The following is a 15,492-nucleotide window of genomic DNA, read 5'->3' on the forward strand; positions in this document are numbered from 1 at the left end:
ACGGCACCTCTCCGGCTGGTCTGTCATCCGCTTTCGGGGGACCGAGGGAGCAACATGCCTCAACCGATCCTGACGGCCACCGTGCCCTGTCAGCTTGTTCACCGGGCGGCCCTCGCGGAAACGTTTCTCACCGACTGGAAGCGGACCGGAGCCGACCGGTTCAGGCTTCTCGCGCAGTGGCCCCGGGCACACCAGTTACACGTGTCGCCGGACCGGTCCGCGTACGAGCCGCTGCTCGTCGCGGAGACCGTCCGACAGTGCGGGGCACTCCTCGCGCACGCCGCCTACGACGCCCCGCTCGACCACTGCTTCGTCCTCAAGGAACTGCGCCTCAGCACCTGTCCCGAGCATCTCGCCGTCGGTGCCGCACCCGCCGAACCCGTCCTCGACGTCACGGTCTTCGACGTCCGCCACCGCGCGGGGCGCCCCACCGCGCTCCGCTACGACACCGTCGTACGCCTGGGCGGCGAGCGCGTCGCGAGCGCGCACATCGCCGTCAGCTGGACCAGCGAGTCCGTCTACCGCAGAATCCGCGGCGGCCGCACCGCGGCGACCGTCTGGGCACTGCCGCTTCCGTCGGCCCTGCCCGCCGGCGCCGTGGGCCGCGCCCTGCCCGCGGACGTCGTGCTCGCCCCGCCCGACCGCCACGGCCGCCGGCAGCTGCGGGTAGATACCGCCCATCCCGTTTTCTTCGACCATCCACTCGACCACGTGCCCGGCATGCTCCTCCTGGAGGCGGCCCGCCAGGCCGCCCGCGCCCGCACGGCCGACCCGACCGGGTCCGCGTCCTTCCACGCGACCTTCCATCAGTACGCCGAGCTGGACAGACCCACCTGGATCGAGGTGACCGAGGGGCACGGGACGGGCCTGGAGGTCCGGGGAAGACAGGGCGAGTCGACGGTCTTCGAGTGCGTCGTCGACGCCGCCGCACGGTGAGATATCGTTCACGGGGAGTAAAAAACAAACAGCACGACCCGTTCTTTCCAGCCCCAGGAGTGTTCAGTCGATGGCGAGGCAGTTACGCGCCGAGCAGACCCGCGCGACGATCATCACAGCCGCAGCCGACCTGTTCGACCGTCACGGCTACGAGTCGACCAGCCTCAGCGACATCGTCGAACACGCCCAAGTCACCAAGGGCGCCCTGTACTTCCACTTCGCGGCGAAGGAGGACCTGGCCCACGCGATCATGGAGTTGCAGTCCAGGGCCTGGCACGAGGTGACGAAGGACCTGGACGGCCGGGGCTACTCCTCGCTCGAAAGCCTGATACGCATCACCTTCGGCATCGCCCGGCTGTCCGTCGAGGGCCCGATCCCGCGGGCCGGGCTCCGGCTCGCCACCGGGGGCGTCGCGGTGCGGCCGCCGCTGAAGCACCCGTTCACCGAGTGGCGGGACATGGCCACCCGCAGACTCCTCGGCGCCATCAAGGAGGCCGACGTCCACCCGGACGTCGACGTCGAAGCCGTCGCGCACTCCCTCGTCAGCTTCTTCGTCGGCACCCGCGTCGTGGGCCGCTCCCTCGAACCCGTCGCCCGCCAGCCCCGCAGGCTGGCCGAGATGTGGCACGTCATGATCCGCGGCCTGGTCCCGGTGCCCCGCCGCGCCCGCTATCTGAGCCTCGCCGCCCGGCTGGAGCAGGAGATCAGGGCGATCTGAGGTGGCGCCGGAGCCCGTGCGGGTGCAGGCCCTAGGGTGAGGCGCATGCCCGACACCCCGCCCGCGCCCCTGATCCTCGGCAACGAGCCGGGTTCGTTCCCGCACAGCGTGCTCGCCGAGCGGCATCCCGCGATCATCCGGCAGGTACGGGAGGCCTTCCCGTACGGCCCCGCACAGCACCGCGCACTCGACGCGCTCCTCGCGAGCTGTACAGAGGGCGTCGTCGAACCGCTCCCCGCCGGGGCGCACGACCGGGCCCGCTGGGAGTCGTGGGGCAGCGCGGAGTACGTCGGCCGCTCCTGGTACGACATTCCCTGGCTCTGGTCGGAGAGCTACTTCTACCGCCAACTCCTCGGCGCTGTCGGCTACTTCGGCACCGGCCCCTGGCAGGGCATCGATCCGTTCCGCCCCTTCAAGCTGGCCGAGCTCGACTCCCAGGAGACGGACGAGGAGCTGGCCGCGCTCGACGCCCTGTCCGCCGAGGACCAGGACCGGGCCCTGCTGCACGGCTCCCTGTGGGGCAACCGGGCCGACCTCGGCTTCCGTCTCTCCGCGGCCGCCGGCACCGAAACCGGCGCCGTGGACACCGCCCCGGGCCTGGTCGCCGACGACAGCGAGACACTCTGGTCGCTGCTCCCGCCCTCCGGCGCGGGCACGCTGTGCCTGATCGCCGACAACGCGGGCCGCGAGCTCATCCCCGATCTGCTCCTCGTCGCCCACCTCCTGGAACGCGGGCGCGTCGGGCGTGCGGTGCTGCACGTCAAGCCGTACCCGTACTACGTCTCCGACGCGACGACGGCCGACGTCCTCGACGCGCTGCGCAGGCTGACCGGCGCCCAGGGTGCCGCCGTCGAGTACGGCCGCATCCTGTGGTCGGCGATGACCGACGGCCGCCTCATGGTCCGCGCCCACCCTTTCTCCGCCGCACCGCTGCCGTTCGCGGACATGCCCGACGACCTTCGCGCGGAACTCGCGACGGCCACCGTGACCATCGTGAAGGGCGACCTCAACTACCGCCGTCTGGTGGGCGACCGGCTCTGGCCTCCGGCGACACCCTTCGGCGAGGTGACCGCCCGCTTCCCCGGGCCGGTCGCCGCCCTGCGCACCCTGAAGTCCGACGTCATCACCGGCCTGGACCCCGGCACGGAGGCCGCGCTCGTGGCGGCCGAGGAGCAGCGGTGGCGGACGGGCGGCACACACGCCCTCATCCAGGTCCGCGGGTGAGCGCCCGCGTCCGCCCCCGAGCCTCACGTCAGCCGTATCGGCAGCGACTTGAGTCCGTTGATGACATGCCTCGCGCACGTTCATGAAGCCACCGTGACGTGGCGGCCGGGACTCCGGCAAGGGAGCGCGCTCTTGGGGGCTGAGAGCATCCCTGTGGAGTGGAGGGGCGTGCAGGGGGAGCGCGGCAGGTCGGCTCGGTTCCGCGGGGAGCGCCGAGCGGGACGGCACACCGGGCGCCGGGGGATGAGGGGCGCCGTCCGCTTCTGTGCGCCCCGTGCCAAGTTGCCGGTCCTGCTTGACCCATTCCGCGATCCGCTCCACGACCGCCAGGTCGAAGTCGTCGCCGCCGAGCCAGTCGTCGCCCGAGAACTTCCGCACGGCGAACTGGGCTGTCCCGTCACGCCCCTTGGTCGAGTCCAGGACCGAGATGTCGAAGGTGCCCCCGCCCAGGTCGTAGACGAGGATGCGGCTGCGCTCGCCGTCCCGCTTGTCCATGCCGAAGGCGATCGCGGCGGCCGTCGGCTCGTCGATGACCTTCTTGACGGTGACCCCGGCGATCTGCGCCGCCTCCCGGGTCGCGGCCCGCTGTGCGTCACCGAAGTGCGCCGGGACCGTGATCACGGCATGCGTCACCTCCTCGTTGAGTCGTCGCCGCGGCTCAGCCCGCCGCCTCGTCCAGCTCGGACCGCCACCTGCTGAGCCCACGGTCGTAGTGGAGGGGCCCGACGGTGAATCGGCTCAGATCGAGTGCCGCCAACTGCTCGTACGCGCCCTGCGGTAGATCCGCCTCCAGGACGATCCGCAGCCTGGTCCGCTCGTCGTGCAGCACCAGCGGACGCGGCGCCTGGACCGGCGCGGCATCATCGCGCCCGGCCAGGCGCCCCACGAGGCCTTTCAGTGCCCGGTAGCCGTCTTTCACCGCCTCGCCGCCCAGCCCGCTGAGGAAGGCCTGCAGGGGCAGCGACGCCAGGACCAGCCACTGGAGTTCGGCCGGGCCGCGATGACCGATCGTCCGCCGGACGCGGAGCGCGGGCGCCCCCAACTCGGCGAATCCCGCGGTCAGTTCCCGCTCCAGCTCCGCGGACACGTCGTGGGTGAGCAGCAGTTCCGCGCGCAGCGGTGTCTCAGTCATGACGGCCTGCCTCCCCCGGGCCGCTACGGCCGGTCGGCTTCCATGTGGCGCCCGAGCCTAGGCCCGACGGATCGCCGTCCGCCACCTGAACGGTCCTGCCTTCACCCCTACTTGCCAGTACTGCCACAGCCTCCGGTCAGGGCACCCGCGCACCCGGAGGTGGTAGAGGTGGACGTCACCAGAGTCCGTCGGAACTCCCGGAATCACTCCTGATTCACGCGATGGTGTGATCATGTCCGGCCCCGCGGATGGGCCCGGAGAGCCACGGGTAGGGCCCGGCCATGACGCAGCAGCCCTTCGAACTCCCGCACTTCTACATGCCGTACCCCGCGCGGCTGAACCCACATGTGGACGAGGCGCGTGCCCATTCGACCGAGTGGGCACGCGGGTTGGGCATGCTGGAGGGCTCCGGGATCTGGGAGCAGGCAGACCTCGAAGCGCACGACTACGGACTGCTCTGCGCCTACACCCACCCCGAGTGCGACGGCCCCGCCCTCTCCCTGATCACCGACTGGTACGTGTGGGTCTTCTTCTTCGACGACCACTTCCTGGAGACCTTCAAGCGCACCCAGGACCGCGTCGGCGGCAAGGCCTACCTCGACCGGCTCCCGTTGTTCATGCCCATGGACCTGTCGACTCCGATGCCCGAGCCGCAGAACCCGGTGGAGGCCGGCCTCGCCGACCTGTGGACGCGCACGGTGCCGTCGATGTCCGCGGACTGGCGCCACCGCTTCGCCGTCGCCACCGAGCACCTCCTCAACGAGTCGCTGTGGGAGCTGTCCAACATCAACGAGGGGCGGATCGCCAACCCCGTCGAGTACATCGAGATGCGCCGCAAGGTGGGCGGTGCACCCTGGTCGGCCGGGCTGGTGGAGTACGCGACGGCCGAAGTACCGGCATCCGTCGCCCGGTCGAGGCCTCTGCGCGTGCTGATGGAGACGTTCTCCGACGCGGTCCATCTGCGCAACGACCTGTTCTCCTACCAGCGCGAGGTGGAGGACGAGGGCGAGCTCAGCAACGGCGTGCTGGTTCTGGAGACGTTCTTCGGCTGCACCACGCAGGAGGCCGCCGAAACCGTCAACGACGTCCTCACCTCCCGGCTCCACCAGTTCGAGCACACCGCGCTCACCGAAGTGCCCGCAGTGGCACTGGAGACGGGCCTCGCCCCGCCCGAGGTCACCGCCGTCGCCAAGTACACACAGGGCCTGCAGGACTGGCAGTCCGGCGGCCACGAGTGGCACATGCGCTCCAGCCGCTACATGAACGCCCGCGCGCGGTCCACGAATCCGTGGCACGGCCTGACCGGCCCCGGCACCTCCGCCGCGGACGTCGGCGCCCTGCTCGCGGCGGCCGGCGCCGAGCGCCTGCGCGCGCACACGCACGTGCCGTTCCAGAAGGTCGGCCCGTCCCTGCTGCCCGACTTCCACATGCCCTACGAGGTGGAACTGAGCCCGCATTTGGAGGGCGCCCGGCACCGGCTCACCGACTGGGCGCACGCGACGGGCATCCTCCAGGAGGGCGTCTGGGACGAGGACAAGCTGGCCTCCTGCGACCTCCCGCTCTGCGCGGCGGGCCTCGATCCCGACGCGACGCCAAAAGCCCTGGACCTCAGCTCGCAGTGGCTCGCCTGGGGCACGTACGGGGACGACTACTACCCGCTCGTCTTCGGCCACCGCCGTGACCTGGCCGCCGCCCGGCTGACCACACAGCGCCTGTCCGACTGCATGCCGGTCGACGGTCAGGAGGCCCTCGTCCCGGTCAACGGCATGGAACGCGGCCTGATCGACCTGTGGGTACGCACGACCGCGGAGATGACCCCGGACCAACGGCGCACGCTCAAGGCCACGGTGGACGTGATGACCGAGAGCTGGGTGTGGGAGCTCTCCAACCAGCTGCAGAACCGCATCCCCGACCCGGTCGACTACCTGGAGATGCGCCGCGCCACGTTCGGCTCCGACCTCACCATGAGCATGTGCCGGATGGGCCACGGCCCCGCCGTACCGCCCGAGGTCTACCGCAGCGGCCCCCTGCGCTCCCTGGAGAACGCGGCCGCGGACTACGCATGCCTGGTCAACGACGTCTTCTCGTACCAGAAGGAGATCGAGTACGAGGGCGAGATCCACAACGCCGTCCTCGTCGTACAGAACTTCTTCGGCATCGACTACCCGACCGCACTCTCCGTCATCCATGACCTGATGACCCGGCGCATGCAGCAGTTCGAGCACGTCGCCGCGCACGAACTGCCCATCGTCTACGACGACTTCGGCCTCTCGGACGAGGCCCGCGAGGTCATGGCAGGCTATGTGAAGGACCTGCAGAACTGGATGGCGGGCATCCTCAACTGGCACCGGAAGGTGGACCGTTACAAGCCCGACTACCTGGCTCGCCGCACCCACACCTTCCTGCCGGACCAGCCACCGTCGGTGCCCACAGGCCACATGGTCTGACTATCCGCGTATGCCATGTGTGCCACCGCGGCTCGCGCCGGTGCCCGGACCATCGGGTGCGGGCGCGAGCCGTCGCCGTACAGCGCTCCGGCCGGAAGGGCGAGGCAGGCCCGGGTGCGTCCTGAGACCCTCCGTTCCCGACCACCCCTGACCACGGGTCAGTCTCACTCGTTCGTGGCTCGTCGCGCGCCGAAGCCCCGGGTAGCACTCCAGTCGGAGGCGATCCATGGAACAGACTGCGTTGCGTCCCAAGCCGATGCCCGGCCGGGAACCCGGCGGTGGCGGCAAGCCCGGCACCGCCGCCCGGCGCCCGCACGCCGCGCGGCGGCGCGGCCGACGGCTCAGGGCCCTGGTGTTCGGCCTGTTCGTCGGGGCGGTCCTGGTGCTGTCCGGGGTCGGCCTCGGCACGGTCGGCGCCACGGTCATCGGCCTGAGCAAACTCGCCGACCTGCAGCGCCAGGCACCGCCGCAGTCCTCTGTTCCGTCCCACCTCAGCGCATCGGCCCCGGCCTCACCCGCGTCCCCGCCGCAGGCCCCGGCCGCCGCGACCCTGGGCCTGGAAGCCGTCGACGCGGAGAAGGCGGGAGCGCTGGTCGTCGGCGTCCACGTCCCCGGCCCGGGCTACACGGCGGGCCTGGTCCGCGGTGACGTGATCCTCGCGTTCGGCAGGACCCGTGTCGACTCGGCCGCAGACCTCGCCCACGCCGTCGCACACGCCCGCCCCGGTTCCGCGCTCGCCCTGACCGTGCGTCATCGAAGCGGCGGCTACCAGCAGTTGACCGCCGTACCGGGAATCGTCACATGACCAGCCGGAGGCCTCCGTCGACCGGGGGCGGGAGAGCCGGGTGGGAGAAGGGCTGATCGGGCCGGGAAAAACAGTGGCCCGGCGCCGCGGCACCGACCACGATGACCCTCATGCTGAGCACCCTCCCCGCCTTTCTCGGCGCCTGCACCCTGATCGCCGCCTCGCCCGGCCCCAGCACCGTGCTGATCATCAAGCAGTCGCTGCGCAGCAGACGCTCAGGCTTTCTCACCGTGCTCGGCAACGAGACGGGCGTCTTCATCTGGGGCGTCGTCGCAGCGTTCGGCCTGACCGCGCTGCTGGCGGCCTCCGAAGCGGCGTACGACGCGATGCGGATCGTCGGCGCGGTCGTCCTGGTGGGCTTCGGCATTCAGGCGCTGCGGCAGGCGCGGCGCACCGGCGAGGCCGCGGGAGGCTGGGAGGGCGAGGAGAAGAGCGCTTGGGCCGCCTACCGCGGCGGGCTGCTGCTCAACCTCGCCAACCCCAAGGCGGCGATCTTCGCCATGTCCTTCCTGCCGCAGTTCGTCCCCGAGGGCGCCCCCCACCTGCCGACGATGGTGGGGCTCGCCGCGCTCTGGGCGGTCTACGAGGTCGGCTACTACGGCCTGTACGTGTGGTTCGTCGGCCGGATGAAAGCCGTCCTGTCCCGCGCCGGGGTGCGCCGCCGCCTGGAGCAGGTCTCCGGGGGCGTGCTGCTGCTCCTCGGTGTCCGTCTCGCCCTGGAAAGCTGACGTCGTGGCCGGGGAAGCGCCCGAAAGATCCGCAGACCGGTCGCGCGGCCCTCTGTGTGCGGGCAGGATGCTGCCCGTAGTCCCTTGTGGTTCCTACACTCGTCCCGGGAGGCCCGGATGACCGGCAGCACGAGCGCGCCCTTCACCGCCGACGACTACCGGGCCCGCATGGACCGCGCCGCGGATGCCGCCGCCGACGCCGGTCTCGCCGGGCTCCTGGTGGCACCGGGGCCGGACCTGGTGTGGCTCACCGGATACGCCCCCACCGCGGCCACCGAACGGCTCACCCTGCTGGTTCTCGCACAGGGACGGGCCCCCGTCCTGGTCGTCCCCACACTGGAGGCCCCGGACGCCGCGAAGGCGGTCGGCGCGTCCGCCCTGAACCTGCGCGACTGGACGGACGGCAAGGACCCCTACGCCGCGACCGCCGCCCTGCTCGACAGCACTGGCCGCTTCGGCGTCAGTGACAACGCCTGGGCGATGCACCTGCTCGGCCTGCAGCGCGCGCTGCCCGGCACCGCCTACGCGGCCCTCTCCGAGGCCCTGCCGATGCTGCGCGCCGTCAAGGACGCGGCGGAACTGGATCTGATGGCGGCGGCGGGCGCGGCCGCGGACGCGACGTTCGAGGAGATCAGGAAGGTTCCCTTCGCCGGCCGCCTGGAGTCCGAGGTCGGCGCCGACCTCGCCGAGCTGCTGCGGCAGTTCGGTCACTCGCAGGTCGACTTCACCATCGTCGCCTCCGGTCCGAACGGCGCCAATCCGCACCACGAGGTGGGCGAGCGGGTCATCGAGCACGGCGACATGGTCGTCCTCGACTTCGGCGGCCTCAAGGACGGCTACGGCTCCGACACCTCCCGCACGGTCCACGTCGGCGAACCCACCGACGAGGAACGGCGGATCCACGACCTGGTGCGCGAGGCCCAGGAGGCGGGCTTCCGGGCGGTGCGGCCCGGTGCCGCCTGCCAGGACGTCGACCGTGCGGCCCGTGCGGTCATCGCCGACGCCGGGTATGGCGAGTACTTCATCCACCGCACCGGGCACGGCATCGGCGTCACCACGCACGAGCCGCCGTACATGATCGAGGGCGAACGGCAGCCCCTTGTGCCCGGCATGTGCTTCTCCGTGGAGCCCGGCGTGTATCTGCCCGGCCGTTTCGGGGTGCGCATCGAGGACATCGTGACGGTCACCGAGGACGGCGGCCGCCGCCTCAACAACACCGACCGCGAGATGGTCATAGTGGACTGAGCCACCTCAGGAGCCCCCGTCCACCCTCGAGTGACAACGGCGCGACCATGACCCAGGCACCGACACCCACCGCGGACACCGTCCGCCGGCTGGTCAGCTCCCTGCTCAAGGGCGGCGCGGGCGGCGCCGCCGGACCCGAGGTGCGGCCCGTCGCCGAGGGCGGTGAGCACTCCACCTGGTGGGTCGGCACCCGCCATGTGCTGCGCCTCGCCCCCGACCGCGAGACCGCCCTCCGCCAGCGCCGCGAACTGCGCCTGCGCGATGTCGTGCGCCCGCATCTGCCGGTGGCGGTGCCGGTGAGCGTGGCGCACGGGGAGTGGGCGCCCGGGCTGACGTACACGCTCGACACGGTGGTGCCCGGTGGCTCGGGCGAGGAGTACGACGTGTCCGCCGTCGGGGAGGCCGACCTCGCGGGGCTGCTCACCGGGCTGCGCGAGGTGCCCGCCCGGCAGGCCGAGACCCTGGGCGTCCCGCGCACCGCCCCGCGCTCCCTGGAGGCCCTGCGCAGGGCCGCCGAGAAGTCCGCCGTGCGCCTCGCCGCGGCCGACGAGTTCGACCCCGGCCGCCTCCACCAGCTCAGCGCCTCGGCCGCCGTCCAGCTCGCCGCCCAGCCCGGCACCGCCGTCCTCGTCCACCACGACCTCAGGGGCGAGCACCTCGTGGTCAGTGCCGAGGGCCGGGTACGGGGCATTCTCGACTGGACCGGCGCGGCCGTCGGCGACCCGGCCGAGGACATCGCGGGCCTGGCGATCGCCGTCGGCTCCCCGGCCGCCGTCCGCGCCGCCACACTGGCCGGCTACGGCGCCCGCCCCTGTCTGCGTGGCCTGTGGCTGGCCCGGTGCGACACGGTGATCCGCCTCGCCGAGCGCCTGAGCGGCGGCGACAGCACCCTGCCGCTGCTGCGGACCCAGCTGCGACGCGCCTGGGAGGCGATCCTGCTGGAGCGGGTGACGGAGTTCCGGGACGAGGACGGGGACGCGGACGGGGAGCTCTAGAGGCTGTCCGTTCAGGCCTGCAGCAGCACCGCGCACGACTCCCCGGGCACGTGCAGCACGCCGTCCGCGTCCGGCGCGTCCGTCGGTTCCCAGGCGGCCAGCACGCGCGCGGGACGGGTGCCCAGCGGGATGGCCGCCGGTGCCTTGGCGAGGTTCACCACCACCCGGACGTCCCCGCGGCGAAAGGCGAGCCAGCGTTCCCGCTCGTCGTACGCCACCTTGGTGTCGGCGAGGTCGGGATCGGTCAGGTCGGCCTGCTCGTGACGGAGCGCGATGAGCCTGCGGTACCAGTCCAGCACGCGCGCGTGAGGCTCGTTGCCGGGCTCCGTCCAGTCGAGGCAGGAGCGGTCGCGGGTCGCGGGGTCCTGCGGATCCGGTACGTCCTCCTCCGCCCAGCCGTGCTCCGCGAACTCCCGCCGCCTGCCCCGCCGTACGGCCTCGGCGAGCTCCGGATCGGTGTGGTCGGTGAAGAACTGCCAGGGGGTGCCGGCCGCCCACTCCTCGCCCATGAACAGCATCGGTGTGAAGGGCGCGGTGAGGGTGAGCGTGGCCGCGCAGGCGAGCAGGCCGGGGGAGAGGATCGCCGCAAGCCGGTCTCCCTGCGCGCGATTGCCCACCTGGTCGTGCGTCTGGCTGTACCCGAGGAGCCGGTGAGCGGCCACCCGGGTACGGTCCAGGGGGCGCCCGTGGTGGCGGCCGCGGAAGCTGGAGTACGTGTCGTCGTGGAAGTAGCCGCCGCCGAGTGTCTTGGCGAGCGCGGCGAAAGGAGCGCGCGCGAAGTCGCCGTAGTAGCCCTGGGACTCGCCGGTCAGCGCGGTGTGCAGGGCGTGGTGGAAGTCGTCGTTCCACTGTGCGTGCAGACCGAGGCCGCCCTCCGCGCGGGCGGTGATCAGGCGCGGGTCGTTCAGGTCGGACTCGGCGATCAGGAACAGCGGCCGGCCCAGCTCGGCGGCGAGGGCGTCCACGGCCGTGGACAGCTCCTCCAGGAAGTGGCACGCGCGCGTGTCCGCCAGCGCGTGCACCGCGTCCAGGCGCAGCCCGTCGAACCGGTAGTCACGCAGCCAGGCCAGAGTGCTGCCCACCAGATAGGCCCGGACCTCGTCCGAACCGGGAGCGTCGAGATTGACCGCGGACCCCCACGGTGTGTGGTGCGTGTCCGTGAAATAGGGGCCGAACGCCGGCAGGTAGTTGCCCGAGGGACCGAGGTGGTTGTGTACGACGTCCAGGACGACGCCCAGGCCCAGTTCGTGCGCCCGGTCGACGAAGCGTTTCAGCGCCTCGGGGCCGCCGTAGGGTTCGTGCACCGCCCACAGCGAGACCCCCTCGTAGCCCCAGCCGTGCCGCCCGGGGAAGGGGCACAGCGGCATCAACTCGACGTGCGTGACGCCCAGTTCGACCAGGTGCCCCAGCCGCTCCGCGGCCGCGTCCAGGGTGCCCTCCTGGGTGTACGTGCCCACGTGGAGCTCGTAGAGGACCGCGCCGGGCAGCGGGCGTCCGGCCCACTCGGTGCGCCAGGCGTACCGCCCGTGGTCGACGACGGCGCTCAGCCCGTCCGGTCCGTCCGGCTGTCTGCGCGAACGCGGGTCGGGCAGCACGGGACCGTCGTCCACCGCGAACCCGTACCGCGAGCCGTCCCGCGCCTCGGCCTCTCCTCGCCACCAGCCCTTCCGTTCCGGATGGTGCTCCAACGCGCGCGTGGCGCCGTCGCACCGTAGCGTCACACGGCCGGCCTGCGGTGCCCACACCTCGAACTGCACGGACGGTCCCCTTCGTCTGCTCACCGTGATGTAGCCCGACCATGGTGCTTCAAACGAGATCAATCCGCTTTTGAATCCTCCCTTTTGCGGCTGGTGTCGTCAGGTACGCGCGCGTGGCGGGCGTTTTCTCGTTTTCTGGACACCCGCAGTCGGCTGACCGACAATCACGAACGTGACGTCGTCTTTCGAGTTCAACACGTACCCCGCGCGGCTTTCCGACGCGGAGCGCGACAAGGCGCTGCAGGTGCTGCGTGACGGCGTCGCCATGGGAAGGCTGTCGCACGACACGTTCATCCGCCGTATGGAGCTGGCCCTCGCCGCCCGCCGCTCGGACGAACTCGCCGTCCTCACCGCCGACCTCCCCCAGGAGAGCCGCTTCTCGCGCCTGGTGTTCGGCACCGTGGAGGCGGTCTCCGGCTTCACGGTACGGCTGCGCAGGGCCTGGCAGGCCGAGCGCCTGCCCAAGCTGCTGCTGCCGCACCCCGCGGGCGGCTACCCGCTGCGCATCGGACGTGATCCGGCCAACGGACTGCGCCTCACCCATGAAACCGTGTCCCGCGTGCACGCCGAACTCAGCCGCCAGGGCGGCATGTGGGTGCTGCGCGACCTCGGCTCGACCAACGGCACCACGGTGAACGGGCGGCGGGTCATCGGCGCCGCCGTCGTGCGCGAGGGCGATCAGGTCGGCTTCGGCCGGATGTCGTTCCGGCTCGCCGTCGACTGAAGGCCGACTCAGTCACGCCTTAGCTTTGGCCTGAGCATGACACGGCGTTGACGTGCTGTGATGGCCCAAATCGCTTTCCCTTCCGTGGTGTTGACGTACCCCTCAAGTCGTGACTGACTGTGCGTACGCCATGTACATCAGGTGAAGCGACGGCGCCACATTGTGGAGGTGCGTCCTGCCGCCACTCCTTCGCTACCCGACTGTCGACGAGCTCGGCGCGCGGGCGGCAGCGCTCGTCGCCCGCCGTCCCGCGGACGCTCGTCTGCGCCGCGTCGGCACCTCCCGCGCGGGCACCCCGATGTGGCTGCTTTCCGTCGGTCACGGCAGCCGCCAGGCTCTCGTCGTCGCCGGACCGCACGCCAACGAACCCGTCGGCGGCGCCACCGTGCTGCGCCTCGCCGAACGCGCCCTCGCCGACCCGCGGTTCACCGAGGGCGCCGACGCCACCTGGAACCTGCTGCTCTCCCTCGACCCGGACGGCCTGCGCCGCAACGAGGGCTGGCTGCAGGGCCCGTACACCCTCGGCCGCTACTTCCGGAACTTCTTCCGGCCCGGCTTCCTGGAACAGCCCGAATGGCTGCCCGACGGCGCGGCGGGCGCCGCGCTGCCGGAGACCCGCACCCTGCTCGACCTCCAGGACGAGCTGCGGCCCTTCCTGCAGTGCTCGCTGCACGGCGTCGACGTCGGCGGCGGCTTCGTCGAACTCACCCGCGACCTGCCGGGCCTCGCGGGACGAGTCACCCACACCGCCGCCCGCCTGGGCATCCCGCGCGAACTCGGCCCGTACGACACCCTGTACTGGCCGAACCTGGGCCCCGCCGTCTACCGCATCCCGCCGCCCCGCATCGGCGATCTGGCAGCGGCCATCACGGAGGCCGCCGTCGAGTCGACCTGGTTCCACCCGCACCGGCACGGCACGGTGACGGCGGTCGTCGAGGCACCCATGTGGGGTGTGGCGGCCGTGGAGGACGGCTCCCCGCCCGCCGACGCCACCGCGGTGCTGCGCACGGTCAGCCACACGCTGCGCCACGACTCCCGGCTCCTCGAGGTACTCCTCGCGCGACTCAGGCCCCACCTCGCGCGTACGCCGGACACGGCCGCACTGCTCGCCCCGGTGGACGACTATTTACTGGTCTGCCCCGGGCTCGCCGACGCGTGGGACCCCGACGTCGCCGACGGGGCGCGCCCGCTCCCGCCGCTCAGCACCGCCCATCTGGCCGCCCTGCGCATCGCCGGGCGGCGGCTTGCGCTGCGGACCGCGGGGCTGCTGCACCAGCTCGTGACCGGCGCCGGCCGCGACCCGGCGGGAGTACTGCCGGATCTGGATCGCCGCATCGAGGAGTGGTGCGCCGACTACCGCGACGGCATCGGGGCGCGCTGGATACCGGTCGCGCGCCAGGTGGAGTACCAGTCGCGCGTGGTGCTCGCCGCGTTCGAGCTGGCCGGGCGGTACGCGCCCGCGCTCTCCCGTTCGGGTGAGCCGGACTGGGGTACCCAGGCCGTCGTGCCGATGCATCAGGAATGACGATCAGCACCACAGCGAAAACGGTACGAGGCGGTCTGCTGGCAGCCGCCCTCCTCGTCGCCGGAGCGGCCCCCGTCCAGGCGGCGGCCCGGCACTTCCCGCCGGGCGACTGGCTCTACCTCACGGTCACCAAGGGCGACGCCCGCTCCGGCCCCAGCCACGGCACCCTGCTGATGTGCGACCCGCCCGAGGGCCACACACGAGCCGCCGAGGCGTGCAGTGAACTGGCGGCGGCCGACGGCGACATCTCCCGGATCCCGGCGAAGGACCGCTACTGCTCGATGATCTACGCGCCGGTGACCGTCCACGCGCGCGGGGAATGGAGCGGCCGGCAGATCGACTACACCCAGACCTACTCCAGCACGTGCTTCATGGGCGCGCGGACGGGATCGGTCTTCGCACTGGACGGCTGATCGCCGGGATCACGTCGTCACGTCGTCACGCCGTCCGGTCGCGCGCACACAGTGCGGCCGTGACGACCGTACGGGACTGGTGCTCGACCTGGTGCTCCAGAGGCACCCAGCGTGCGCGGAACCGCTGCGCGAAGGAGTCGCTCCAGGTGGCCACGAGCCGCTCCAGACCCGGTGCCGCGCGGTCGTCGCTCTCCCGCAATACCCGTAGCAGCATGGCCGCCGCCCGCAGCGGCAGGCGGCGGCCGAACGCGTCCACACTGCCGACGTACGCCATCGTGTCGTCGGCGGGAGGCGTGTGGATCCAGTCCGAGGCCAGGCCCGGTACCAGTTCCAGCGCCCACCTGGCGGCCCGCAGCAGCGGCCCGTCGACGCCCTCCAGACGCGGCAGCGCCTCGGCGAGCACCCGCTCCACCTCCAGCGCGTCCCGCAGCAGCCGGCGGGCCAGCCGTCGTATCGCCGCGGCCGGCGCGGGATGCGGAGCAGGGTCGTCCACCAGGTCGCTCGCCCACATCGGCACCTCGACCACCGCCGTCAGACCGCCGTAGTGGTGAGTGGCGTACCAGGTGCTGTGACGGGCGTCGTCGGGCAGGCTCGGGTACGCGGCGCCCGCGCCGGGGGAGGGCATCACATGCACTCCGGGCCCGGACGCGGCCCAGCCTGCGGCGTCCGAGGCACCCGTCTCCACCGGGATGTGCAGCTGCGCCGCGGACTTGGCGAACGGCTCCGCGAGACCGGGTACGTCCTTCGTCAACTGGACCCAGCTGCCGCCCAGATCCGTGCCGTGCAGGGACACCTGGAGGTAGGGGCGCAGCTCGTCGATGACCCCGGTCACCGCCTTCAGGG

13 protein-coding genes and 2 pseudogenes are annotated in these 15,492 nt (G+C 72.0%); 11 read left to right on the forward strand and 4 right to left on the reverse strand.

The window, feature by feature from the left end:
- Positions 1 to 54 precede the first annotated feature (54 nt).
- The 3 genes from ACYUED_RS34165 (at position 55) to ACYUED_RS34175 (ending at position 2,878) form a co-directional block, all read left to right on the forward strand.
- Complete coding sequence (locus ACYUED_RS34165; RefSeq protein WP_491288452.1) at positions 55 to 936, forward strand: ScbA/BarX family gamma-butyrolactone biosynthesis protein; 882 nt, start codon at positions 55 to 57, stop codon at positions 934 to 936.
- Positions 937 to 1,006: 70 nt separating this feature from the next.
- A complete protein-coding gene (locus tag ACYUED_RS34170; RefSeq protein ID WP_491288453.1) occupies positions 1,007 to 1,654 on the forward strand; it encodes a ScbR family autoregulator-binding transcription factor in 648 nt (215 codons plus the stop codon).
- 45 nt (positions 1,655 to 1,699) lie between these two features.
- The gene (locus tag ACYUED_RS34175; RefSeq protein ID WP_491288454.1) at positions 1,700 to 2,878 is read left to right on the forward strand and encodes a damage-control phosphatase ARMT1 family protein; all 1,179 of its coding nucleotides are present in this window, start codon (positions 1,700 to 1,702) and stop codon (positions 2,876 to 2,878) included.
- 291 nt (positions 2,879 to 3,169) lie between these two features.
- Here ACYUED_RS34175 and ACYUED_RS34180 read toward each other — a convergent pair.
- Together ACYUED_RS34180 and ACYUED_RS34185 are read right to left on the reverse strand one after the other, a co-directional pair.
- Positions 3,170 to 3,583 (reverse strand): annotated as a pseudogene (locus tag ACYUED_RS34180) (Hsp70 family protein); the annotation flags it as partial.
- Positions 3,537 to 4,010 (reverse strand): hypothetical protein, encoded by a 474-nt coding sequence (locus tag ACYUED_RS34185; RefSeq protein ID WP_491288455.1) that lies wholly within the window; start codon positions 4,008 to 4,010, stop codon positions 3,537 to 3,539. The pseudogene ACYUED_RS34180 and the gene ACYUED_RS34185, both read right to left, overlap by 47 nt.
- A 281-nt stretch (positions 4,011 to 4,291) precedes the next feature.
- Between ACYUED_RS34185 and cyc2 the strand changes: the two genes are divergently transcribed.
- From cyc2 to ACYUED_RS34210, 5 genes are all read left to right on the forward strand, one after another.
- A complete protein-coding gene (gene cyc2, locus ACYUED_RS34190) occupies positions 4,292 to 6,457 on the forward strand; it encodes a germacradienol/geosmin synthase Cyc2 (RefSeq protein ID WP_491288456.1) in 2,166 nt (721 codons plus the stop codon).
- A 226-nt stretch (positions 6,458 to 6,683) separates the two neighbouring features.
- A complete protein-coding gene (locus ACYUED_RS34195; RefSeq protein ID WP_491288457.1) occupies positions 6,684 to 7,262 on the forward strand; it encodes a PDZ domain-containing protein in 579 nt (192 codons plus the stop codon).
- Positions 7,263 to 7,372: 110 nt separating this feature from the next.
- Positions 7,373 to 7,990 carry a LysE family translocator gene (locus tag ACYUED_RS34200; protein ID WP_491288458.1) on the forward strand — a complete coding sequence of 206 codons (618 nt, stop codon included), beginning with the start codon at positions 7,373 to 7,375 and terminating at the stop codon, positions 7,988 to 7,990.
- Positions 7,991 to 8,107: 117 nt separating this feature from the next.
- Entirely contained in the window at positions 8,108 to 9,235 is a 1,128-nt protein-coding gene (locus ACYUED_RS34205) for a M24 family metallopeptidase (RefSeq protein ID WP_491288459.1), read from the forward strand.
- Positions 9,236 to 9,282: 47 nt separating this feature from the next.
- Positions 9,283 to 10,230 (forward strand): aminoglycoside phosphotransferase family protein, encoded by a 948-nt coding sequence (locus ACYUED_RS34210; protein WP_491288460.1) that lies wholly within the window; start codon positions 9,283 to 9,285, stop codon positions 10,228 to 10,230.
- 11 nt (positions 10,231 to 10,241) lie between these two features.
- On the opposite strand, the gene treZ is transcribed toward ACYUED_RS34210, so the two are convergent.
- Positions 10,242 to 11,987 carry a malto-oligosyltrehalose trehalohydrolase gene (gene treZ / locus ACYUED_RS34215; RefSeq protein ID WP_491288461.1) on the reverse strand — a complete coding sequence of 582 codons (1,746 nt, stop codon included), beginning with the start codon at positions 11,985 to 11,987 and terminating at the stop codon, positions 10,242 to 10,244.
- Positions 11,988 to 12,159: 172 nt separating this feature from the next.
- On the opposite strand from treZ, the gene ACYUED_RS34220 reads away from it, so the two are divergent.
- From ACYUED_RS34220 to ACYUED_RS34230, 3 genes are all read left to right on the forward strand, one after another.
- Complete coding sequence (locus tag ACYUED_RS34220; RefSeq protein ID WP_491288462.1) at positions 12,160 to 12,711, forward strand: FHA domain-containing protein; 552 nt, start codon at positions 12,160 to 12,162, stop codon at positions 12,709 to 12,711.
- Between the two features lie 160 nt (positions 12,712 to 12,871).
- The gene (locus ACYUED_RS34225) at positions 12,872 to 14,236 is read left to right on the forward strand and encodes a M14 family zinc carboxypeptidase (RefSeq protein WP_491288463.1); all 1,365 of its coding nucleotides are present in this window, start codon (positions 12,872 to 12,874) and stop codon (positions 14,234 to 14,236) included.
- Positions 14,233 to 14,649 (forward strand): SSI family serine proteinase inhibitor, encoded by a 417-nt coding sequence (locus ACYUED_RS34230; RefSeq protein WP_491288464.1) that lies wholly within the window; start codon positions 14,233 to 14,235, stop codon positions 14,647 to 14,649. The genes ACYUED_RS34225 and ACYUED_RS34230 overlap by 4 nt, the downstream gene beginning before the upstream one ends.
- A gap of 25 nt (positions 14,650 to 14,674) precedes the next feature.
- Here the strand turns inward: ACYUED_RS34230 and ACYUED_RS34235 are convergent.
- Positions 14,675 to 15,484: pseudogene (locus ACYUED_RS34235) on the reverse strand (M14 family zinc carboxypeptidase); the annotation flags it as partial.
- Positions 15,485 to 15,492 lie beyond the last annotated feature (8 nt).

Source organism: Streptomyces sp. DF42 (genome assembly GCF_058267695.1).

Bases quoted from the DNA above. Each gene is read 5' to 3' on its own strand.
- ACYUED_RS34165 (WP_491288452.1), top strand. From the start codon at position 55: ATGCCTCAACCGATCCTGACGGCCACCGTGCCCTGTCAGCTTGTTCAC.
- ACYUED_RS34170 (WP_491288453.1), top strand. From the start codon at position 1,007: ATGGCGAGGCAGTTACGCGCCGAGCAGACCCGCGCGACGATCATCACA.
- ACYUED_RS34175 (WP_491288454.1), top strand. From the start codon at position 1,700: ATGCCCGACACCCCGCCCGCGCCCCTGATCCTCGGCAACGAGCCGGGT.
- ACYUED_RS34185 (WP_491288455.1), bottom strand. From the start codon at position 4,010: ATGACTGAGACACCGCTGCGCGCGGAACTGCTGCTCACCCACGACGTG.
- cyc2 (WP_491288456.1), top strand. From the start codon at position 4,292: ATGACGCAGCAGCCCTTCGAACTCCCGCACTTCTACATGCCGTACCCC.
- ACYUED_RS34195 (WP_491288457.1), top strand. From the start codon at position 6,684: ATGGAACAGACTGCGTTGCGTCCCAAGCCGATGCCCGGCCGGGAACCC.
- ACYUED_RS34200 (WP_491288458.1), top strand. From the start codon at position 7,373: ATGCTGAGCACCCTCCCCGCCTTTCTCGGCGCCTGCACCCTGATCGCC.
- ACYUED_RS34205 (WP_491288459.1), top strand. From the start codon at position 8,108: ATGACCGGCAGCACGAGCGCGCCCTTCACCGCCGACGACTACCGGGCC.
- ACYUED_RS34210 (WP_491288460.1), top strand. From the start codon at position 9,283: ATGACCCAGGCACCGACACCCACCGCGGACACCGTCCGCCGGCTGGTC.
- ACYUED_RS34230 (WP_491288464.1), top strand. From the start codon at position 14,233: ATGACGATCAGCACCACAGCGAAAACGGTACGAGGCGGTCTGCTGGCA.